Source organism: bacterium (genome assembly GCA_018814885.1).
Classification (GTDB): Bacteria; Krumholzibacteriota; Krumholzibacteriia; order LZORAL124-64-63; family LZORAL124-64-63; genus JAHIYU01.
In genome coordinates this window covers 1-21,225 of sequence record JAHIYU010000184.1, presented here as the reverse complement: position 1 = coordinate 21,225, position 21,225 = coordinate 1, and the positions used below count along the sequence as shown (strand labels likewise).

Genomic DNA, 21,225 nt, shown 5'->3' with positions numbered 1-21,225 from the left:
CGCTGGCCGTCGCCGGCGGCGCCCTGGTGGCCTGGCGCGGGTTGCCGCCCGGAGCGGCCTGGCGCGGGATCCTCCTGCTGCAGGGCGCCAATCTCTGCTTCGCGGGCGGCCAGCTGATCTACCGGCGCTGGCGGCTCGCTCCTTCCGGGGCGAGGGCCGGCGAGGCGGGCAATCTCGCCTGGATGTACCTGGGCGCGATGACCCTGGCCGGCCTGGCCGCGGCCGCGGGCGGCGGGCTCGACGAACTGGCCGCTTTCGACGCGGGCGCCCGTTGGACGCTGCTCTACCTGGGCCTGTTGCCCACGGGCGTCGCCTTCTACCTGTGGAACCGCGGCGCCGGCCGGGTGGGTGCGGGAATCCTGGCGGCGGCCAACAATCTCAAGATCCCCCTGGCGGTCCTGGCGGCCTGGGCGATTTTTGGCGAGCAGATCCGGCCCCTGCCGGCGGTGGGCGGGTTGATCGCGGTGACTTCGGCCCTGCTGGTCGCGGACAAGGGCCGCGTCGCTTGAGAAGCTCCCGGGAGGACGAGAATGGCGCGTGTTGCTTTCGGTCTGAAGCGCGGCGATGTCCTGGTGGGCAAGTACCGCGTCTGTTCGCTGCTGGGCGCGGGCTGGGAGGGCGAGGTCTACCTGGTGCGCGAGATCTCCACGGGGATCGAGCGCTCGGCCAAGATCTTCTTCCCGCGGCGCAACCCCGGCAACCGTGCGGTGCGCTTCTACGCCAAGAAGCTGCACAAGCTGCGCCACTGCCCGATCCTCATCCAGTACCACACGCAGGAGCGCGTCGAGCTGGAAGACGCCACCCTCACGATGCTGGTCTCGGAGTACGTCGAGGGCGAGCTGCTGAGCGCTCTGCTGCGCCGCCAGCCCGGCGGCCGCCTGGAGCCCTTCGAGGCCATGCACCTGCTGCATACCCTGGCCGACGGCATCGAGGTCATCCACGACCGGGGCGAGTACCACGGCGACCTGCACACCGACAACGTGCTCGTCCAGCGTCGCGGCCTCGGCTTCGATGTCAAGCTGGTGGACATGTACCGCTGGGGTGCGCCGAGCGCGGCGAACATCCAGGAGGACGTGGTCAACCTCGTGCACATGTTCCACGAGGCGGTCGGCGGCGCGCGCCGCTACGCCAGGCAGCCGTCCGAGGTCAAGGACATCTGCCGCGGCCTGAAGCGCAGCCTGATCCTGGAGCGCTTCCGCACCGCGGGACATCTGCGGCAGTACCTCGAGACGTTCGCCTGGACGTCGCGCTGAGCCGGCCCGGCCGGCGGATGTACATCGAGTCCCTGGAGGGCGTGGGGGTGTTTCGCGTGGCCGGCCCCTGGACGGCCACGGTGAAGTCCGGGAGCAGCGAGCCCGCCAAGGTGCGCCGGTTCTGGATCGAGAAGCTGCGCGAGCGGGCCGAACCGCGCGACCTGGCCACCGCCGGCGAGATCGAGAAGACCCTGGAGGACGACGTATGACCGTGAAGCAGGACCTCGCCGCCCTGAAGCCCCGCTGATCACCCGCCGGACGGATCGACGATCTCGATCTCGAAGATCCACGGCCACAGCTTGCCCGTCACGAAGACGCGCCCCGCCGCCGGGTCGAAGGCGATGCCGTTGAGCACGTCGGCCGGGGCGGCTTCGGCGGGTGTCAGCAGACCGGCCAGGTCCAGGATGTCCGTCACCACGCCGCTCGCGGGGTCGATGCGCACGACGTAATCGCTCTGCCAGACGTTGGCCCACACCCCGCCGTCGATCCATTCCAGCTCGTTCAGCAAGGCCCGTTCCGCGCCGAAGGCCGTCACGGTAACGCGCCCGGTCACGGCGAAGGTGTTGGGATCCCGGAAGTACAGGGTGGATGTGCCGTCGCTCATGATCAGGCGCGTGCCGTCGTGGGTCAGGCCCCAACCCTGGGTCGCGTAGCCGAAGGTGCCCAGCGCCGCGAAGGTGTCGAGATCCCAGACATGGGCCGTGTAGTTCAGCCAGGTGAGCTGGATGATCCGATCCTGCCAGATCGTGATGCCTTCGCCGAACTGGTTGCCGGCCAGGGCGACGCTCTGCATCACCTCGCCGGTCTCCGGATCGACCCGGCGCAGGTTCGACTGGCCGTAGCGCCCCGTTCCCTCGTACAACCAGCCGTCGTGCCAGACCAGGCCCTGGGTGAAGGCCGCGGTGTCGTGGGGGTACCGCGCGAGCACGGCGTAGGTCCAGGGCTGGACCAGGTCGAAGCGGAGGGAGTGCGGGTCGTCGCCGACGGCCTGCAGGATCAGATCCGCGGCGTGCGCGCCCGGGGCGGGAACGGTCCGGTCGGCCTCCAGCCAGACGGTGTCGGCCGCGGCGGGGGCGAGGGTGCCCGTCGCCGGTACCGGGTTCGCCCAGTCGGCGCCGAACGCGGCCTCCCAGACGGCAGCGGCGCCGCCGTCGTTCTCGATCCGGACCGGCAGACGCGCGCCGGCCAGGCCGAAGTGCCGCTCGGGCGCCGCGACGACCAGGTGCGGTTCGTAAGGATGCAGCGCGACGGTCACCACGAGCGTGGCGGTCGATTCGTCGCGCCCGTCGTCCACGACCACGGTCAGGGTGCACGGCCCCGCGTACGAGGGCGCCTGCCAGGTCGCGATGGCCTCGTAAAAACCGGCCGTGAAACAGCCCGCCGTGGTGTTCCAGCGGTAGTCCAGGCCCGCGCCCTCGGGATCGCTGGCTTGCGCCGTCACGACCGAGGAGCTGTCGGGCTCCACCAGGGCCGGCATGGCGTTCAGCGCCTCGATCACCGGCGCCAGGTTGGGCGGATCGGCGTCGAGGATGCACCCTGACGCGGCCGCGAGCAGGGCGGTCAGGGCGATGATCGGCGGTCTCGGCCGTCGTGCGGGCATGGGTCCCCCCTTGCGGTGGATCCCCATGTTAGGTCAGGGCGCGGGGGCGGGCAACGGTCGAACGCGCATGCAGGGAAACGGGGGGCCCGAGGTGAACACCGGGAATCGGCTGGTCTCTCAGCGCGCGAGGACCAGCTTGGTCGCCGTGATCCGGTCATCGGCGAACAGGCAGGCGAAATAGACGCCGGATGGCACCTTCTGGCCGCCATCGTCGCGTCCGTCCCATTCCACGCGGTGCCGCCCGGTCGTGAAGGGGCCGCGCTCGAGGATCCTGACCCTCTGGCCGCGGGCGTCGTGGACCGTGAGCCGGATGTGGGAGGGGCGGGTGAGCGAGAAGGCGACGGTCGTCGAGGGATTGAAGGGATTCGGCGCGGCGGGATGCAGGGAGGCGACGACCGCGGTCGGCGCCGCGGCGGGCACCGAGACCTGCCCCAGCAGGATCTCGTTCGTATCGCCCCGGATGACGAGTTCGTAGGTCAGCCCCTCGCTGCCGGTGCAAGGGTCGAAGTATGTCGTCTCGGCGACTTCGGAGCCGGGGACCGCGATCTCCAGGTAGCCGGATTGACGATCGACCCGGCGGCGCAGCACGTAATTCGTGTCCGGCCTGTGGACCTTCAACAGCCAGGACAGCCGCACGCCGGAAGGGTCGCGCTCCGCCCGGAAGTACTGCAGCTCGTTGGCGACGGCGGGTTCGGCCCAGACCGCCACGTGATGGGACGCGTGTCCGTCGGCGGCCGTGAAATCGCCGACCATGAACAGGCGCCAGTCCTTTTTGGCCAGAGCGTGGACGGGGCCGTCGATGCCGGCGCCCATCGCGTGCCAGCCCGCGCCGTCGAAGCGGGCGACGTTGTCGGCCGCCACGCCGTCGATGTGCGTGAAGTCCCCGCCGGCGAAGAGCTCGCCGGCATAGCCGCACAGGGTATGGATCTCGCCGGCGACCGGCACCGAGCTCAAGGGGATCCAGGCGTGACCGTCCCAGGCCGCCAACCCGGCCGCGGGCTGGCCGCCCGCCGTGGTGAACGGGCCGGAGGCGACGAGCTTGCCGGCCCAGCCCGTCATCAGGTCGGCCGGTGCGTCGAGGCCCGATCCCAGCGGTGTCCAATCTCCGCTGCCATAGGCGCCGATGTGTCCGAGGGAGTGGCCGTCGATCGAAGTGAAAGCGCCCGAGGCGATGAGGGCGCCGTTCCAGAAGGCGAGGCTCTCGATGTCACCGTCGGTGGCGGTGGTCAAGGCGATCCAGTCGCCATCGGCATACCGGTACAGCACCGGACCGGGCGCGTACAGGGCGCCGTCGTGATAGAGCGTCGGATCGGCAGGGATATCGGGAACACAGGACCAGATCGTCGTACCGAAGAGGAGGTACAAATCGCAGAAGAACGAAGGGAACGTCGTGACAGCAAGGGAATTGCCGTCACCGAGCAGGCGATCCACGTGTTCTCCGAAGGTCGCGAACAGCGACCACGCGCCGCCATCCCACCCCAGCAGCTCGTAGTACGGGTCGTAGGGCCCGCACCCGGGACCCGCCTGGAACGTGACGAGATCCCCCTGGAAGGGCTGGAGTTGCGTTATCCCCCCCCAGATGCCGTCGCCGGCCGGGAACAGACCCCGCCACTGGTCGCCGTCGAAGGCGATGACGCCTGCGGAGATGGTATCCCCCATGCTCCTGCCGCCTCCGACCGCGATCAGCCGACCGTCGCACGTACAGAAATCGTCGAAGCCGGGGAATCCCAGGTATGTCATCCCCGTCCAGCTGGAACCGTCCGTGCTCGCCATGTATGTCGGGATTGGGCTGTCGATGTAGGCTCCGTAAGCGCCGAAGACGAGGATGTTCCCCTCGTACGCCACGATGCCGTCGAATCCGCACCACGCCTCGCCGTGGCGAGGCGAGATCGACCAAGTGGAACCATCCCAGGTTCTCACCTCGCAGCTCATGAGCCAGGAGTAGTTTTCGAAGCCGAGCACGACGTGGAGCCGATCGCCGTCTGCGACGATGTCCCATGGTACCTCGGGGAGTCCCGCGCCGAGTGGGCTGAAGGTCCCATCGTTCCAGGCCGCGATGCAGGACGCCGGGACACCTCCGGCGTGCTGGAAGCGGCCGCTGGCGATCAGGTCGTCGCCGTAGACGGTCAGGTCGTCGATCGAGCCGTCGGTCGCCAGAACCTCGACCCACACGTCGCCCTGGAGGCGGTGGGCCCCGAGATGCACGGACCCGTGATACCAGGCCAACGGGGCCGAGGTCGCGTAGTATTCCGGGCCGAGCTGTGCCCAGGCCGATCCAGCCCAGTGCATCACCTTGAGCACCCAATAGGTCTTGTCCACCCGTTCCCGCATCAGGGCGAGCAGGCCGCCGCTGCCCTCGGTCAGATCCAGGACTTCACCCGCCAGGCCGTCGCCGAGCGGAAACCACACCCCGTCCGCACGAGCGGCCACGTTGCGCGCGGGCACGGCGCCGGCGAACGCGAAGGCGCCGCCGACGACCAGCGTCCCGTTCCAGTCCAGCACGGTTCTGACGGCGCCGGACATGCCCTGCAGGTGGAAGCCGGATCCCCAGGCGGCGCGGCCCGGCGTGAAGAAGAGACAGATCGACAATGCCACGATCAGTGATATACGTCTCATGATCGACTCCAAGCATGACAGATAGTTGATTCAGTACTATCGGGAGTGTATGGGGGCCGTCTCGACCGTGTCAATCCCACCGCCCGCCGGACGCGTGAGGCCCGCCATGCCCCGAAGCACGGCGGGCCTCGTATCTCTATCCCGAGGAACGGTTTCTACTTCATCCCCAGCTGATCCCAGAGGAAGGCCCACTCGTCGGCCACCTCCTCGATGATCTTCGAGGTCGGCTTGCCGCCGCCGTGGCCGGCCTTGGTCTCGATGCGGATGATCACCGGGTCGGCGCCGGCATGCGCTGCCTGGATCCGCGCCGCGTACTTGAAGCTGTGGCCCGGCACCACGCGGTCGTCGTGGTCGGCGGTGGTGATCATCATGGCCGGGTAGTCCACGCCGTCGCGGAGGTTGTGGTAGGGCGAGTAGGCATTGAGCGTGGGGAACATGTCCGGGTCCTCGCTGCTGCCGTAGTCGCTGACCCAGGCCCAGCCGATGGTGAACAGGTGGAAGCGCAGCATGTCCATCACGCCGACCGCGGGCAGGGCCGCCCGCCACAGGTCCGGCCGCTGGTTGCAGACCGCGCCCACGAGCGTGCCGCCGTTGCTGCCGCCGGCGCAGGCGAGCTTCTTCTTGCTGGTGTAGCCCTGGGCGATGAGGTACTCGCCGGCGGCGATGAAGTCGTCGAAGACATTCTGCTTGTTCTTGAGCATGCCCGCCTGATGCCAGTCCTCGCCGTACTCGCCGCCGCCGCGCAGGTTGGCCACGGCGAAGACGCCGCCCATCTCCACCCAGGCCAGGCGCGAGATGGAGAAGTACGGGGTCAGCGACACGTTGAAGCCGCCGTAGCCGTAGAGCAGGGTCGGGTTGGAGCCGTCCAGCTTCGCGTTCGTCCTGCGGACGATGAACATGGGGATCTCCGTCCCGTCCTTGCTCGGGAAGAAGACCTGCTCGGTGGTGTAGGCCGAGAGGTCCACGTCGATCTCCGGCTCGCGGAAGACGGTGTTCTCGCCGGTGACGAAGTCGTACTTGAAGATCGTCGGCGGGTAGAGGAACGACGTGAAGGTGTAGAAGGTCTCGGTGTCCTCGCGGTGGCCGCCCACGCCGCCGACGGAGCCGATGCCCGGCAGCGCCAGCTCGCCGATGAGGCGGCCGTGGTGGTCGTACCTGTAGACGACCGAGTGGGCGTCCTTCATGTAGCTGGCCACGAACTCGTTGCCGTTGATCATGCCGATGCTCTCGAGGGTGATGTCCTGCTCGGGGATCAGCTCGTGCCATTCGCTCTTGGCGGGGTTGCGGATGTCCACGGCCACGACGCGTTTCCTCGGCGCGTCCAGGTCCGTCTGCAGGTAGAAGATGTCGCCGTCGTGCCCGATGAAGGCGTACTCGGCCTCGAGTTCGCTGATCAGCTCCACCACGCCGGCCCGCGGATCGCGCAGGTCCTTGTAGAAGAGCCGGTTCATGGGCGAGGTGCCCTTCCAGACGTGGATGACCAGGTAGTCGCCGCTCTCGGTGACGCTGCCGGCGAAACCCCACTCCTTCTGGTCGGGGCGCTCGTAGACGCGCACGTCCTGGCTCTGGGGCGTGCCCACCCTGTGGTAGTAGAGCTTGTGGTAGTAGTTGGCGTCCTCGAGCTCGTCGCCGCCGACGGGGACGTCGTAACGGCTGTAGTAGAAGCCCTCGATCTTCTCGTCCCAGCTGGCGCCGGAGAACTTGCTCCACTCGACCTTGTCGGCGAGGTCCTCGCCCGTGTCTATGTCACGCACGTACCAGGTGCGCCAGTCCGAGCCCGAGACGTTGGTGGCCCAGGCCATCCTCTTGCCGTCGCGGCTGATGCTCATGCCGCCCAGGGCGATCGTGCCGTCCTCGCTCAGCAGGTTGGGATCGAGCAGCACGCGCGGCTCGCCGTCGAGATCCTCCTGCACGTAGATCACCGACTGGTTCTGCAGCCCGTCGTTCTTGGAGTAGAAGTAGCGCTCGCCCTCGCGGAAGGGGGCGCCGTACCTGGGGTAGTCCCACAGCTCGGTCAGGCGGCTCCTGATCTTCTCCCGCCTGGGGATGCTCTCGAGGTAGGCGAAGGTGACCGCGTTCTCGGCCTCGACCCAGGCCTTGGTCTCGTCGCTGTCCACGTCCTCGAGCCAGCGATAGGGATCGACGACCTGCGTGCCGTGATAGTCGTCGACCTGATCGACCTTGTGGGCCTCGGGATACACGAAGGTCATGGGCTCTCTTTCCGGGATGGACTCTCCGCAGCCGGCCAGCAGGCAGGCCGCGAGGCAAACGAGCATCAACGCGCGCATCATGATACGGACCTCTTCCGTTCGGGGGAACTCGCGGGATACGACCTCTCTGCTACGCAGCCGGGCGAAGGCGGTTGCCGACCCGCGCTCGAATCCTGCGCCCAGCATACGGTCCGGGCCGCGGCTTGTCACGTCCGCCCTTTGCCCGGCAGCCCGTCTCTGCTACCTTGGGCGGGCCATGAGCGAGCGCGAGCCGACGATTCTCTTCGAGGACAACCACCTGCTGGCGGTCGTCAAGCCCGCCGGCCTGCTCGTGCAGGGCGACAGCACCGGCGATCCGACCCTGCTGACGGCGTGCAAGGCCTATCTCAAGGAGAAATACCGCAAGCCCGGCAACGTCTACCTGGGACTGGTGCACCGGCTGGATCGGCCGGTCTCCGGCGTGGTGCTGCTGGCGCGCACCTCGAAGGCCGCGTCGCGGCTTTCGGCCCAGTTCCGCGGCCTCGAGGTGCGCAAGACCTACCTGGCGATGATCGAGGGCGGACCGCGCGCGCCGCGGGATACCCTCACGCATCACCTGGCCGGCCGCGCCGACGCGCAGGGGTGCACGCGTTGCGAGGATTCGCCCTTCGCGGACTCGCGCGAAGCCCGGCTGTCTTATCGGACGCTGGCCGGCGACGCCCGCCGATCGCTCGTGCTGGTGGAACCCGCGACGGGCCGCCGCCATCAGATCCGCGCGCAGTTCGCGGCGATCGGCTCCCCCATCGCGGGCGACGTGAAGTACGGCGCGGCCGTGCGACTGCCCGACCACAGCATCGCCCTGCACGCCTGGCAGCTGGAGTGTGCGCACCCCGTCGGCGGCGCACCGCTGGTATTGTCGGCGCCGCCGCCGGAGGGAGACCCCTGGCCAGCGGACCTGGCCGCGATCCTGGCCGCCCTGCCCGGACCCCGGCCGTGACGAAGGAGAAGACATGATCAGGCACGCGGGTCACGTCATGGCCGCCGCCGCGATGGTTTCCCTGCTGGCAACGACACCGGCAGGCGGCGCCGACGAGAGCATATCGTGGCTGTCCTACGGGGAAGGGTTGGCGGCGGCCGCCGAATCGGGCCGGCTCGTCCTGATCGACTTCCACGCCGACTGGTGCAAATATTGCAAGAAGATGGACAAGGAGACCTTCGCCGACCCCGGCGTGATCCGGCTGATCGAGGAGTACTTCGTGCCCGTCTCGGTGGATACGGAGAAGGAGCGCGAGCCGGCCCGCAGGTTCGGCGTGCGCAGCCTGCCGACCATCTGGTTTCTCGAGAGCGACGGCACGCCCCTGACGCCGCTGCCCGGTTTCGTGGCGGCCCCCCTGTTCCGCGACGTGCTGCGCTACATGTCGTCCCGCAGCTTCGAGACGATGAGTTTCGACGCGTATCTCCAGAAGGGACCTTGAGTCGCTTGATCGACGTGGACGTGACCATCATCGGCGGAGGTATCGTGGGCTGCGCGACGGCGGCGGCGGTCGCTCGCGACGGCCGCGACGTGGTCCTGCTCGAGCGTGAACCGCGCCTCGCCACCGGTGTGACCTCGCGCAACAGCGAGGTCGCCCACGGCGGCATGTACTATCCGCCGGGCACCCTGAAGGCGCGGTGTTGCGTGCGCGGACGCCGCCTGCTCAAGGACCTCTGCACGGCGGCCGGCGTAGGCTACCGGGAATGCGGCAAGCTCGTCGTGGCCGTCGACGAGGACGAGCAGGCCGCCCTGTCCGACCTGCACGAGCGCGGGCTAGCCAACCAGGTGGAGAGGCTGAGCCTGATCGGACGCGCAGAGCTGAAGCGACTCGAACCCGAGGTGACCGCCGTGGCCGCCCTGCGGTCCGACGCCACCGGCATCCTCGACGCCGAGGGCGCGGCCGGCGCCTACGCGCGACAGGCGCGCGCGGCCGGCGTCCAGGTCATGACGGACGCGGCGGTGAGCGGGTTGGCTCGCGAGGTCGACGGCTGGCGCGTGACCGTGGACCGCCGCGCCGGCGAAGGCTGGTCCCACCGAAGCCGCTGGGTGATCAACTGCGCGGGATTGCGGGCGGACGAGGTGGCGGCGCTGGCCGGCGCGGGAGGCGTCTGCCCCCGCCAGCGCTGGGTCAAGGGCAACTACTTCTCCGTGTCCTCCCGTCACGCCGGCCGCGTCTCGCGGCTGGTCTATCCCGTGCCGCCGGCCGGGCGCGACACCCTCGGCGTGCACCTCTGCCTCGATCTGCAGGGACAACTCCGCCTCGGGCCCGATTTCGAACCTGTCGAGCGGGCCGAAGACTACGCGGTCGAACCCTCGCGCGCGGTCGGTTTCTTCGCCGGCGCGCGCCGCTTCCTGCCATTCCTCGAGCCCGACGACCTGGCGCCGGCCTTCAGCGGCCTGCGGCCGAAGATCGACACTGACGAGCCCTTCGCCGACTTCCAGGTCCGACGCGAGGGTGGCGATCTGGAGGGACTGGTGAACCTGGTGGGCATCGATTCGCCGGGTCTGACCGCGGCGCCCGCCCTGGCCGAGCTGGTGGCCGGCATCATCGACGGGGGGGAGGCGCCGACGTGATCGCCCTCGCCCTGGCCCTGATCCTGGTCGCCCTGGCCATCGCCGCCTACGCGAGTTCACGACAGGCCCGCGCGCGCGGTGCGCGACCTCTCGGCCGTACGGGCGCCCATTACCGGCGCTGTTACGGCCGGCGCGGCTTCCTGCGGCTGGGTCTGGCCGGCGGCGCGGCCGCGGTGCTGGCCCACACCCGGATCGACGAGATCGTCGACGGATGGCACGCGGAGGCCGTACGCTCTCCCGCCACCGACCGTGCCGCCGACGTCTTCCGACCCTGCGGCGAACGCTTCTGGTTCTTCTACTGGGCGGCCTTCGCCGCGGCCGACGCCTGGTCGGGCAGCAGCGCCCTGACGCGCTGGGGACGCAGCGCCTTCGAGGCCCTGGTGGTGGGCTTGCCCGCCCTGTGGACGATCCAGCGGGTCGCCGGCGCGTCGCGGCCGAGCGACCCGCCGGGCACTTCGCGCTGGCGGCCGATGGCCGACAACAACACGGCCTCGGGCCACACCTTCATGGCCGCCATCCCGTGGCTGATCGCCGCTCGCCGCGCCGGCGGCGCGCCGGCCCGCCTGGCCGCCTACGCGGCGAGCCTGCCCACGGGCTGGTCGCGCCTGAACGACCGCAAGCACTACCTCTCGCAGGTGATGCTGGGCTACACCATCGCCTGGAACGCCGTGGAGGTCGTGGACGGCGACGCCGGGCACGATTCCGGCAAGGGCTGACCCCGTGAAGACGCCCCTGGACATCCTGCAGACGGTCTATGGCTTTCCGGGGTTCCGTGGCCAGCAGGCCGAGATCATCGACCACGTGCTCGGCGGTGGCGACGCCCTGGTGATCATGCCCACCGGCGGCGGCAAGTCCCTGTGCTACCAGATCCCCGCCGTCCTGCGGCCGGGCGCCGGGGTGATCGTCTCGCCGCTGATCGCCCTGATGCAGGACCAGGTGACGGCCCTGCGCCAGCTGGGCCTGCGGGCGGCCTACCTCAACTCCACGCTGCCGACGGCCGAGGCGAGGCGCGTGGAAGAGACGTTGCGTGCGGGCGGCCTGGATCTGGTCTACATCGCGCCCGAACGCCTGCTCCAGGAACGCACCCTCGCGCTGCTGGACCAGGTCGGCGCGGCTGCCGGGCTGGCGCTGTTCGCCATCGACGAGGCCCACTGCGTCTCCCAGTGGGGACACGATTTTCGTCCCGAGTACCTCCAGCTCGACGCGCTGGCCGAGCGCTTTCCGGGCGTGCCCCGCCTGGCCTGCACGGCCACCGCCGACGCGCGGACGCGGGCGGAGATCCTGCAGCGGCTTCGCCTGCAGAACGGACGGACCTTCGTCGCGAGCTTCGACCGTCCCAACATCCGCTATCGCGTGGTGCCCAAGAGCGATCCCCGTCGCCAGCTCCTGGCCTTCCTGCGCGGGGAGCACGACGGGGACGCGGGCATCGTCTACTGCCTGTCGCGCAAGCGCGTGGAGGAGATCGCGGTTTTCCTGGCCGATAGCGGGATCCCGGCCCTGCCGTACCACGCCGGTCTGCCCAACGCAGCGCGCCGCGCGCATCAGGAGCGATTCCAGCGCGAGGACGGCCTGGTGATGACGGCGACCATCGCCTTCGGCATGGGCATCGACAAGCCCGACGTGCGCTTCGTGGCCCATCTGGATCTGCCCAGGAGCATCGAGGCCTATTACCAGGAGACGGGCCGAGCCGGACGCGACGGCCTGCCCGCCGACGCCTGGATGACCTACGGCCTGCAGGACGTGATCCTGCTGCGCAAGATGGCCGAGGCGAGCGAGGCCGACGAGATGCACAAGCGCCGCGAACAACAGCAGCTGGACGCCATGCTGGGGTATTGCGAGGTGGTCGAATGCCGCCGGCGCGTCCTGCTCCATCATTTCGGCGAGATCCTGCCCGGGCCGTGCGGCAACTGCGACACCTGTCTGGAGCCCGTGGACACCTTCGACGGCACGGAGGCGGCCCAGAAGGCCCTGTCCTGCGTCGCGCGCACGGGCCAGCGTTTCGGCGCCCAGCACGTCATCGACGTGCTGCGGGGAAGCGCCAACGAGCGCGTCCGGCGCTGGGGCCACGACCGGCTGAGCACCCACGGCATCGGCCTGGAGCTGGACGCCCAAGGCTGGCGCAGCGTGCTGCGGCAGCTGGTGGCGCGCGGCCTGCTGGCCCTCGACCCCGGAGGTTACGGCGGCCTGCGGCTGACCGACGCGGCCCTGCCCGTGCTGCGCGGCGAAGAGGAGTTGCGGCTGCGCCGGGACGTGCTGACGCGGGCCAAGACCGGGGGAGGCGCCGATCGCAAGCGCCGCGGCGCCCGGCTGGCCCTCACCGCCGCGGCGGGGGATCTGGCCGACGATCCGCACGAACCTGCGACGCTGGCCCTCTTCGAGCGGTTGCGCGCCCGCCGCCGCGAGCTCGCCGAGGAGCAGGGCGTCCCGCCTTACGTCATCTTCCATGACAAGACGCTGGCCGCCATGGCGTCCCGCCGGCCCGTCACCGACGAGATGTTCCTGAGCATCAGCGGCGTGGGCGAGAGGAAGCTCGAGCGTTACGGCGAGACGTTCATGGCGTTGATCAGGGACGAATCGGCCGTGGCCGAAGCTTTGGAAGCGGAGTGAGATCTGGTATGATCGTCCGGAGGGATGATCATGCCGAGGAGATATCTGGCGCTTGTATTGCTGTCTGTTTCGCTGGCCGCTCCGGCCAGCGGCGAAGTGGTCGAGATCCCGATGCCCGAGTTGACGGGTCCATATCCCGACCAGGAAATCCGCTTTGCCGATTTCCAGATCCAGCCCATCCCATCGGTCATCCATAGTGTCCAGTTCCGCACGTCCGGTTTCTTCGAAGCCGGTTTGTGGCAGTGCATCGACGGGACAGTGATGTGTTGGACCATCGTTGTAGACAGTATGATGAACGATCCGGATGCCTGGTCGCGGCGGACGGCATGATCTGGGGCCATCTGAAATCGCTGTACCGATGACGAGACGACGGCCGGGGCTGCTCGCGCCCCGGCCGTCGCTCATTCCGTGCTCGTTACAGACTACCGCGCCAGCGTCATCAGCCCCGAGCCCGTACCGCCGTGCGTGACGACGCGGTAGAGGTACACGCCCGAGGGCATTTCGCGCTCGTTGCCGTCCCGGCCGTTCCAGCGCCACCCCTGCTCGCCCGGCGCCGCGTCCCAGGCGGACTCGCGCAGCACGCGACCCGCCAGGTCGTGGATGGACAGCCGCACCGGCCCGCCGTCTGGCGACGCGAAGCGGACCTCGGTGGCCGGGTTGAAGGGGTTGGGATAGTTGCCGTGCAGGACGAGCGCGCCGGCTAGCGGCACGGCGGTGCCGCCCTCGTCCGTCTCCCACATGACGCCGTTCACGTAGTACTCGCCGACGCCGTCGCTAGTGATCACGATGTGCCCGTTCACGATGGTGCGCATGCCGGGCGGGTAGGTGGCCAGGGAGCCCTGGGCGGTCTGGTAGACGTAGCTGCCCACCGCCGCGAGGCGGTCGAGGGTGTCCTGGTGCGGATGCCCGTAGGGGCTGTCGTCCGGGACGGAGATGATGGACACCTCGGGTAGGGTTGCGGCCATGAAGGTCGTGTTGCTGCTCGTGTAGGAGCCGTGGTGGCTCACACGGTAGACCTCGATCTCGCCCACCTCGGCCGCGATCGAGGTCTCCACGTCCTCCTCGCTGCTGTAGCCGCCGGTGAGGTCTCCGGCCACGAAGAAGTCGAAGTCGCCGCACTCGACCAGCAGGGCCAGGCAGTAGGCGTTCTCCTCGTCGGTGTCGGTGAAGGGAGCAGGCAGCGTACCGTTGCCGTTCAGGGCGATGACGGTCGCGGTCACGCCGTCGCCCAGGTCGATGACCTGTCCGTCGGTGGCCGTCTGGCGCTTGGACGCGACGGCGGCGGCGTAGGAGTTGTAGGTCTGCGTGGTATAGCTCCAGCCGCGGTCGTAGACGGCCTGGGAGACGCCGACGGCGTTGTAGACCTCGTCCAGCCCGCCCACGTGATCGGCGTGAAAGTGGCTGGCCGCCATGTAGTCCAGGGTCGTGATGCCAAGGCCCGTCAGGTAGGGCACGATGATGTCGTCGCCGTCGCCGTTGGATCCGCCGTCGAAGAGCAGCGTCTGTCCGCTCGACGAGACGATCAGCGTGGCGTCGGCCTGGCCTACGGCGAGGCAATGTATGGTCACGTCGGCCTGGAGAGAGGTCGCCGCCAGGAGCAGGAGCAAGGTGATGGGCACGATGTGCGGACGTGCAACGGCCACGTGGGAAGCCTCCAGTCTAGAGATGTAGGTGTCTCGGCGTCTATAATTTTAACATGATTCGTCCTGTTTGGAAAGTGGGCGGGACGAAAAAGGGGCCGGCGATGGCCGGCCCCTCCCGAAAGTGCAGGACGAGATCTACTTGACCTGCTTCTTCAGCCACTTGGTCGTCACCGACTTGGGCCGCTCGATGGGCGAGCCCAGGGCGCGGTTGACGATCAGTTGCGACAGCATGCCCATGGCGCGGGAGATGGAGAAGAGCACCGTATAGTACGAGAACTCCTTCATCCCGTAGTGGTAGAGCAGGGCGCCCGAACCGGCGTCCACGTTGGGCCACGGGTTCTTGGCCTTGCCGTGCTCCTTGAGGACCTTGGGCACGATCTCGAAGACGTTGCTGACCGTCTCCATGATCGGGTCGTCGGGGAAGTGCTTCATGCCGAAGGCGCGGAACTGGACGAAGCGGGGGTCGCTGACGCGCAGCACCGCGTGACCGTAGCCGGGAATCACCTTGCCGCTGTTGAGCGTCTCCCAGGTGTACTTGCGGATGTCGTCCTTGGTCGGTCTGCCGCGGAATTTCTTGTTGAGCTGGATGATCCAGTTCAGGCACTCCTGGTTGGCCAGGCCGTGCAGGGGACCGGCCAGACCGTTCAGACCGGCCGACACCGAGTAGTAGGCGTCGCTGAGCGCCGAGCCGACCAGGTGGCACGCGTGTGCCGAGACGTTGCCGCCCTCGTGGTCGCAATGCAGCACGAGGTAGAGGCGCATGCAATCGGCGAATTCCCCGCTGGGATCCTTGATGCCGAGCATGTGGGCGAAGTTCCCGGCCCAGGACAGGTCCGGCTTGGGAGCGATGCGGCGGCCCTTGTCGAAGCGCATGCGGTAGACGCCCGCGGCGATGGTGGGCAGCATGCCCAGCAGGTCCAGGGCGTCCTCCATCATGGGCTTCCAGTAGTCCTCGCGCTTGGTGCCCTTGTCGTAGGCCTTGCGGAACTTCGACTCGCGCTCCATGCAGAGGATCGCGGTATCGAGCATGCACATCGGATGTGAGTTCTTGGGCATGGCCTCGAGCACCTTCCAGACGTAGGAAGGCACGCGGGCGCGGTCGGCCAGTTCCTTGCGCAGCGTCAGCCTGTCGCGCGAGTTCGGGAGCTCGCCGGTGCACAGCAGGTAGAAGATGTCCTCGGGTGTCTTGTCGGCCAGCTTGCCGATGGGCGTGCCGCGGATCTGCAGTCCCTTGTCGGGCGGCACCTCGGACGTGTCGCAGACCATGCTCTTGACCCCGCGCATGCCGCCGTACGCCTGCAGTATCGATACGTCGCTGATCTTGGTATCGCCGTGCTCCTTGACGAGTTTGCGGACGTCGTTTCGCCAGCGCGGGATCAGCTCTTCCATCCTGTTCTGCAGTTTCGCCATGGGGGCCTCCTTCAGGTAGCAAGCCAGGGTTATCTTCGTGCGAAACACTGTCTTACGGGTCGGACCCGCGCAACGGGACATACGCGCCGATAGTGGTTTAGTATGGTCTGCTGAACACGCGAATGCAAGTACAATCGGAGTTTGGCATTCAACGTGACAGACGTTACCATTTGTCTGAGAACGTATTCGCGAATGATCGGGACACGAACCTGAGCGCGGCGCGCCGTGCAGGCGACCCCGGAGGGTGTAATGAGCAACGATGTGACCAAGTGCATCGACATCCTGGCCGATGCCATCGCTTTCGAGGAAGAGGGCATCCGTTTCTTCACCGAGAAGGCGGAGGCCGCGACGTCCGAGCTGGAAAGGTCGATCTTCCTGTCGCTGGCCAAGGACGAGCAGGGCCACCGGGCCCATCTCATCGGTGTGCGCGACGGTATGATCAAGACCCACAACCTCTCGTCCCTGGACAAACCGGGCCACGACCACGACGCCACGCCCCGCCAGATCTTCGAGTCGGCGCTCGAGAGCGTCAAGGATCCCTACGAGTACGTAGAGGAGGATCTGGAGATCCTCCAGGGCGCCATGGAAGTGGAGCGCAAGGGCTACACCATGTACAGCAAGGCCGCGGCCCGGATGGAATCCACCGAGGCCCGCGAGCTCTTCGAGCATCTGGCGGCCGAGGAGCAGACCCACTACGAGTTGCTGAAGAACACCTACGAATACATCCGCGATCCAGAGGGCTGGAACGAGTACGAGGAAGGCGGCATGCTCGACGGTGGCTAGCCGCCGACCTCCGCCCCGCCGATCCACGCCGCGGCCGCTCTCTCCGGGAGGGCGGCCGTCGTCGACGGAGAGATGATGTCCGGACGCAAAAACGCGCAGGAGCTCTTTCGCGACGTGGTCGCCCTGGCACCCATGGCCACCGGCGGCAACCTGCCGTACCGGCGGCTCTGCCGCGAGTTCGGCGCGGAGATGACCTGCAGCGAGATGATCCTGGCCCACAAGCTGGCCAAGGGCAGCCGTCGGGAGCTGCCGCTGTTGCGCCGTCACGAGGCCGAGTCCCCGTTCGGCATCCAGATCGCCGCCGGCAAGCCGGCGGCCATGGGCGAGGGCGTGCGGGCGGCAGCACAGCACGGTCCCGACTACATCGATCTCAACTTCGGCTGTCCCATCGACGTGATGGTGCGCCGGGGCATCGGGGCCGCTGCGCTCCAGCGCCCCTCCAGGCTCGCGGCCATGGTGGCCGCCGCCCGCGCGGCCACCGACCTGCCGCTGCTGGTGAAGCTTCGTTCCGGCTGGTCCGAGAGGAAGGTCAACGCCGTCGAGACGGCCCGCATAGCCGCGGCGGAGGGCGCGGACGCCCTCTGCGTGCACGGCCGCACCCGGGAGCAGAGGTACCGCCGCGACGCGGACTGGACGATCATCGGCGCGGTCGCGGACGCCGTCGACATACCCGTTCTCGGCAACGGCGACATCCTGCTGCCCGGCGACCGGACGCGCCGTCTGGCGCAGACGCGGATCAGCGGCGTGGTGGTCGCCCGCGGCGCCCTGATCAAGCCCTGGATCTTCCGGGAGCTGCGCTCGGGCGTGGTCTGGCACCCCACGGTCGAACAGAGGTGGGCGGTGATGCGCCGCTACTTCGAACTGGCGGCCGAGCATTTCGGCGACGATGCGACGGGTCTGGCTAGGGTCGAACGGTTCCTCACCTGGCACCTGGGCTTCTGGCATCGCTATCGCCCCTATACCGACGCCGATCAGGCCGCGGCCCCCAGCTCGCTGATCCAGCACCGCGACGCCTTCGAGACCGACGACCCCGAACTCCGGCTGCTGGCCAGCGACCGCGCCGACGACCAGCGACTGATCTGGGACCGGCTGCTTGACAGGGACCATCCGGGCGCCTAGGATCTCCTCACATTCGATAGGTTCGGTGATCATCCGGAAGCCGGTGCGAATCCGGCGCGGCCCCGCCACTGTGAGCGGCGACGAAACCCGTTTAGAGGCCACTGGCGCAAGCTGGGAAGGCACGGGGAGTAGGGCGACCCGCGAGCCAGGAGACCGATCCCGATCCCGCTGCAGAACTCTCGCGGGAGGAGTCTCTGGCATGCCCATCCGGCGCAAGCGTCCTGACCGATCCCGGGACGCGTTTTTTTGTCTCCTGGTGTCGCTGGCGGCCGCCCCGGCGCCGGCCGCATTGTCGGCGCCCGTGGCCGCGGTCGCCGCCCACGACACCCTGGTGGTGCGCGGAAGCCCCGTCGGCGATCCGGTCTTCCCGGCGGGATCCGCCACGGTCACAGTCATCAGGCTGGACCGCGAGCGGGCCACGCCGGATCTGGCGGAGCTGCTCGAGCAGCTGGCCGGCCTGCAGATCCGGCGCTACGGCGGCCTCGGCGCTCCCGCGCTCCCGTCCCTCAGGGGGTCGACGGCCGGACAGATCACGGTGCTCGTCGACGGCCTGCCGCTGTCCGACGCCCAGGACGGCGCCATCGATCTGGCCACCCTGCCCCTGGACAGGTTCGAAAGCGTCGAGGTGTACCGGGGGCACGCGCCCGTCCGTTTCGGCGGCGCCGGCGGCGTGGGCGCGCTCAACCTCGTGACGCGACGCGGCGACCCCGGGGGTCGGGCGAGCTGGTTGCAGTGGGCCGGCTCCCACGGCGAGGTCGGCCTGCGCGTCGAGGGCGGCAGGCGGTCCGCGCACGTCATCCTGCACGCCCGTCGCGCGGACAATCTCTTCGCCTTTCGCAACCACAACCAGACCTTCGCCAATCCGCACGACGACTTCGACGACACGCGCCGCAACGCCTGGTTCCGCGAAGGGGGAGCGCTCATGACGGGCGCCTGGCGAACCGCCGGCTGGCGCGCGAAGCTGGCCGCCGGCGCCTTCCGTCGCGACGCCGGCCGCCCTGGACCGGTCGGCGGGTTCGAGAGTCCGCATGCCGCCTCGCGCCTCGACCGTTACGACCTCCACCTGGCGCTGTTCGACCGGGGCGAGGCCGTCTCGCTCGATCTGGACGCACGGCGCAGCGACGAGCGGCTGCGTGACGAGGCGATGGAGGTGGGCTGGGACCCGGCAGGCACCACCGACAGTCGCAGCGAGCATCTGGGCGGCCGGCTGTCCTGGCGTTCCGACGACGCGAGGATGGCCGGAAGTCGTTGCTCCGTCCGCCTCGGCGCCGAGTGGCGCCGCCAGTGGTTCGCCTGGCGGCACCAGGAACTGGAAGATCCGCTGCGCACGCGCACGACCGTGGGCGCGTTCGCGGGTCTGGATCTCGTCTGGCCCGACGCCGGGCTGACGTTCTTGCCCTCCTGGCGCTGGCAGAGGCTCGAAGACGACTTCCCGCCCTTGCCGCCCTGGCCGGGCTTGCCGGAAGAGCCCCTGGACGAACCTCACGTGCACGAGAGTCCATCGCCGGCCCTGGGGATCATCTGGGACGCCCTGCCCGGCGAGCTGCGTTTCGAGACCCACTGGGCAGGGTCGTACCGGGCGCCCACCTGGATCGAGCTGTTCGGCCATCGCGGCGGCGTGAACGGCAATCGCGAGCTGTTCCCCGAGCGGATCACCACGCGGGACATCGCGGTCTTCTGGCGTCCATCGGCCTCGGCGTGCCTGCGGTTGGCGTGGTTCGCGACCGATGTCGACGACGGCATTCTCTGGGTGCGCAACTCCCAGTTCACCAGCCAGGCGAACAACTGCGGCCGCCTGCACGCGTCCGGTCTCGAGGTGGAGTTCGTCGCGGACGGGGGCGGGTTCGGCCGCGGCTGGGCCAACCTGACCGTGCAGGACGCCGAGGACCGCGGCGACGATCCCATCTATGCCGGCAAGGCCTTGCCCTACCTGCCCGAACTCGAGGCGGCCCTGGGCTGGGAGATCGACGTCGGCGCCTGGACCTGGGGACTGCGGTGGCTCCACGAGGCGGACAGCCACCGCGACCGCTACAACAGCGAGATGGACCGCACGCCTGCGCGGTCGCTCTACCACCTTTCGTTCTCGCACGTCTGGCGCGGCGAGCACGCGCTCGGCGGGGACCAGACCCGTCTGACCTGCGAACTGCTCAACCTGACCGACGACGACACCTACGACGTGGAGGGCTATCCCTTGCCGGGACGCACCTGCCGCGTCTCGTTGATATTCCATTGAAGGGAACTGGATGATGAATTCGAGACGCCTGCCTGCGGGTTTGATCACGGTATCGCTGTTCGCCGCCGCCGCCGCCTTCGCCTGGGACGACTTCATGGTCATCACCACCGACTTCGCCACCTACGGGGGCGTGTCCCTCGTGGATCGACACGATCCCTGGCACGCCGACGTCGATGCGGCCACCGTGAGCTCGGACGCCGTGGGGCGCTGGCACGACGGCCTCTACTACGTCGTCAACCGCGGCGCGGCCAACATCCAGGTGCTCGATCCCGCCCAGGGCCTGGCCACCCTGCGGCAGTTCAGCGTGGGCGCCGGACGCAATCCCCAGGACATCGCCTTCGCGCCGGACGGCACGGCCTACGTGTCATGCTACGACGAGGCGGTCTTCCTGCAGGTCGACGTCGTGGCCGGCGTCGTCCTGGACAGCTGGTCCACCGTCGCCTTCGCGGACGCGGACGGATTGCCGGAGACATCCTGGATGCAGGCGGTCGGCGGTCTCATCTACCTGACGAGCCAGCGCCTGGACCGGAACGACTGGTGGAACCCCGCGGGGGGCAGCCGCCTGCTGGTCTTCGACACGAACGCCGGCGACTGGCTGGACGCGGTTCCCGGCACACCAGGGATCGACGGCATCATGCTCTCGGGACAGGATCCGTGGGCCATGCCGCGGCTGTCGCCCGACGGCGCGGGACTCCTGGTATCGACGGTCGGCAGATGGGCCGTCGCGGACGCCGGTCTCGAGACGATCGATCTCGCGGCCATGCAGTCGGGCGGCCTGGTGGTCACCGAACAGGAGCTGGGCGGCGAGATCCTGGGCTTCGTCGTGCTGGACGACACGCACGGTTGGTGCGTGGTGAGCGACGCCAGCTTCGTCACCCATCTGAAGACCTTCGACCCGAGCGGAGGCGCGGCCGCGACGGTGGTGTCGGCGGGCGGTTACGACTTCGTCGACGTGGCCTGGGACGGGGAGGGCTTGATCTACCTCTGCGACCGGACCTACGGCGCCGCGGGCGTGCGTGTCTTCGACGCCTGGAGCGGCGGTGAGTTGACGACGTCGCCGGTCACGGTGGGGCGGCCGCCCTTCATGAGCGTACTGCCGCTGGAGTCGGGCGCGACGGCGGCGCCCGGTCCCGCGCCCGCGCCGTTGGCCCTGCGCGCGCCCTG

General features: G+C 68.9%; 18 protein-coding genes and 1 riboswitch. Of the genes, 13 read left to right on the top strand and 5 right to left on the bottom strand.

What is annotated here, in order from left to right:
* From KJ554_14325 to KJ554_14315, 3 genes are all read left to right on the top strand, one after another.
* A partial coding sequence (locus KJ554_14325) for an EamA family transporter (GenBank protein ID MBU0743506.1) occupies positions 1-509 on the top strand: 509 nt, incomplete at its 5' end.
* 21 nt (positions 510-530) lie between these two features.
* The gene (locus KJ554_14320; GenBank protein ID MBU0743505.1) at positions 531-1,253 is read left to right on the top strand and encodes a protein kinase; all 723 of its coding nucleotides are present in this window, start codon (positions 531-533) and stop codon (positions 1,251-1,253) included.
* A 17-nt stretch (positions 1,254-1,270) separates the two neighbouring features.
* The gene (locus KJ554_14315) at positions 1,271-1,462 is read left to right on the top strand and encodes a hypothetical protein (protein MBU0743504.1); all 192 of its coding nucleotides are present in this window, start codon (positions 1,271-1,273) and stop codon (positions 1,460-1,462) included.
* A gap of 38 nt (positions 1,463-1,500) precedes the next feature.
* Here KJ554_14315 and KJ554_14310 read toward each other — a convergent pair whose 3' ends face one another.
* The 3 genes from KJ554_14310 to KJ554_14300 all read right to left on the bottom strand — a co-directional run bounded on the left by KJ554_14310 (position 1,501) and on the right by KJ554_14300 (position 7,679).
* Positions 1,501-2,853, bottom strand: coding sequence for a glutaminyl-peptide cyclotransferase (locus KJ554_14310; protein MBU0743503.1), 1,353 nt, complete (start codon positions 2,851-2,853; stop codon positions 1,501-1,503).
* A gap of 117 nt (positions 2,854-2,970) precedes the next feature.
* Entirely contained in the window at positions 2,971-5,469 is a 2,499-nt protein-coding gene (locus KJ554_14305) for a hypothetical protein (GenBank protein MBU0743502.1), read from the bottom strand.
* 155 nt (positions 5,470-5,624) lie between these two features.
* Positions 5,625-7,679 carry a prolyl oligopeptidase family serine peptidase gene (locus KJ554_14300; protein ID MBU0743501.1) on the bottom strand — a complete coding sequence of 685 codons (2,055 nt, stop codon included), beginning with the start codon at positions 7,677-7,679 and terminating at the stop codon, positions 5,625-5,627.
* Between the two features lie 256 nt (positions 7,680-7,935).
* Between KJ554_14300 and KJ554_14295 the strand changes: the two genes are divergently transcribed.
* From KJ554_14295 to KJ554_14270, 6 genes are read left to right on the top strand one after another with little or no spacing between them, the layout of a single operon-like run.
* On the top strand, positions 7,936-8,655 hold the full coding sequence (locus tag KJ554_14295; protein ID MBU0743500.1) for an RluA family pseudouridine synthase: 720 nt from the start codon (positions 7,936-7,938) through the stop codon (positions 8,653-8,655).
* A gap of 13 nt (positions 8,656-8,668) precedes the next feature.
* Positions 8,669-9,133 (top strand): thioredoxin family protein, encoded by a 465-nt coding sequence (locus KJ554_14290; GenBank protein ID MBU0743499.1) that lies wholly within the window; start codon positions 8,669-8,671, stop codon positions 9,131-9,133.
* Positions 9,130-10,266 carry an NAD(P)/FAD-dependent oxidoreductase gene (locus tag KJ554_14285; protein ID MBU0743498.1) on the top strand — a complete coding sequence of 379 codons (1,137 nt, stop codon included), beginning with the start codon at positions 9,130-9,132 and terminating at the stop codon, positions 10,264-10,266. Before KJ554_14290 ends, KJ554_14285 begins: the two co-directional genes overlap by 4 nt.
* Complete coding sequence (locus tag KJ554_14280; protein ID MBU0743497.1) at positions 10,263-10,982, top strand: hypothetical protein; 720 nt, start codon at positions 10,263-10,265, stop codon at positions 10,980-10,982. Before KJ554_14285 ends, KJ554_14280 begins: the two co-directional genes overlap by 4 nt.
* A complete protein-coding gene (gene recQ, locus KJ554_14275) occupies positions 10,966-12,873 on the top strand; it encodes a DNA helicase RecQ (GenBank protein ID MBU0743496.1) in 1,908 nt (635 codons plus the stop codon). The genes KJ554_14280 and recQ overlap by 17 nt, the downstream gene beginning before the upstream one ends.
* Before the next feature lie 30 nt (positions 12,874-12,903).
* Positions 12,904-13,203, top strand: coding sequence for a hypothetical protein (locus KJ554_14270; protein ID MBU0743495.1), 300 nt, complete (start codon positions 12,904-12,906; stop codon positions 13,201-13,203).
* 92 nt (positions 13,204-13,295) lie between these two features.
* Here the strand turns inward: KJ554_14270 and KJ554_14265 are convergent, their stop codons facing one another.
* Both KJ554_14265 and KJ554_14260 read right to left on the bottom strand, forming a co-directional pair.
* Entirely contained in the window at positions 13,296-14,516 is a 1,221-nt protein-coding gene (locus tag KJ554_14265) for an MBL fold metallo-hydrolase (protein MBU0743494.1), read from the bottom strand.
* Positions 14,517-14,651: 135 nt separating this feature from the next.
* Positions 14,652-15,926 carry a citrate (Si)-synthase gene (locus tag KJ554_14260; protein MBU0743493.1) on the bottom strand — a complete coding sequence of 425 codons (1,275 nt, stop codon included), beginning with the start codon at positions 15,924-15,926 and terminating at the stop codon, positions 14,652-14,654.
* Between the two features lie 249 nt (positions 15,927-16,175).
* Between KJ554_14260 and KJ554_14255 the strand changes: the two genes are divergently transcribed.
* The 4 genes from KJ554_14255 to KJ554_14240 form a co-directional block, all read left to right on the top strand.
* Entirely contained in the window at positions 16,176-16,709 is a 534-nt protein-coding gene (locus KJ554_14255; GenBank protein MBU0743492.1) for a ferritin family protein, read from the top strand.
* 75 nt (positions 16,710-16,784) lie between these two features.
* Positions 16,785-17,828 carry a tRNA-dihydrouridine synthase family protein gene (locus KJ554_14250; protein MBU0743491.1) on the top strand — a complete coding sequence of 348 codons (1,044 nt, stop codon included), beginning with the start codon at positions 16,785-16,787 and terminating at the stop codon, positions 17,826-17,828.
* Positions 17,811-18,005, top strand: a riboswitch (cobalamin riboswitch). Its footprint overlaps the gene before it by 18 nt.
* 22 nt (positions 18,006-18,027) lie before the next feature.
* A complete protein-coding gene (locus KJ554_14245) occupies positions 18,028-20,061 on the top strand; it encodes a TonB-dependent receptor (GenBank protein ID MBU0743490.1) in 2,034 nt (677 codons plus the stop codon).
* A 13-nt stretch (positions 20,062-20,074) separates the two neighbouring features.
* Positions 20,075-21,225: hypothetical protein (locus KJ554_14240; GenBank protein MBU0743489.1), on the top strand; the 1,151-nt coding region annotated here is incomplete at its 3' end.

Bases quoted from the DNA above. Each gene is read 5' to 3' on its own strand.
- KJ554_14310 (MBU0743503.1), bottom strand. From the start codon at position 2,853: ATGCCCGCACGACGGCCGAGACCGCCGATCATCGCCCTGACCGCCCTG.
- KJ554_14320 (MBU0743505.1), top strand. From the start codon at position 531: ATGGCGCGTGTTGCTTTCGGTCTGAAGCGCGGCGATGTCCTGGTGGGC.
- KJ554_14255 (MBU0743492.1), top strand. From the start codon at position 16,176: ATGAGCAACGATGTGACCAAGTGCATCGACATCCTGGCCGATGCCATC.
- KJ554_14305 (MBU0743502.1), bottom strand. From the start codon at position 5,469: ATGAGACGTATATCACTGATCGTGGCATTGTCGATCTGTCTCTTCTTC.
- KJ554_14290 (MBU0743499.1), top strand. From the start codon at position 8,669: ATGATCAGGCACGCGGGTCACGTCATGGCCGCCGCCGCGATGGTTTCC.
- KJ554_14245 (MBU0743490.1), top strand. From the start codon at position 18,028: ATGCCCATCCGGCGCAAGCGTCCTGACCGATCCCGGGACGCGTTTTTT.
- KJ554_14270 (MBU0743495.1), top strand. From the start codon at position 12,904: ATGCCGAGGAGATATCTGGCGCTTGTATTGCTGTCTGTTTCGCTGGCC.
- KJ554_14295 (MBU0743500.1), top strand. From the start codon at position 7,936: ATGAGCGAGCGCGAGCCGACGATTCTCTTCGAGGACAACCACCTGCTG.
- KJ554_14260 (MBU0743493.1), bottom strand. From the start codon at position 15,926: ATGGCGAAACTGCAGAACAGGATGGAAGAGCTGATCCCGCGCTGGCGA.
- KJ554_14300 (MBU0743501.1), bottom strand. From the start codon at position 7,679: ATGACCTTCGTGTATCCCGAGGCCCACAAGGTCGATCAGGTCGACGAC.
- KJ554_14315 (MBU0743504.1), top strand. From the start codon at position 1,271: ATGTACATCGAGTCCCTGGAGGGCGTGGGGGTGTTTCGCGTGGCCGGC.
- KJ554_14250 (MBU0743491.1), top strand. From the start codon at position 16,785: ATGTCCGGACGCAAAAACGCGCAGGAGCTCTTTCGCGACGTGGTCGCC.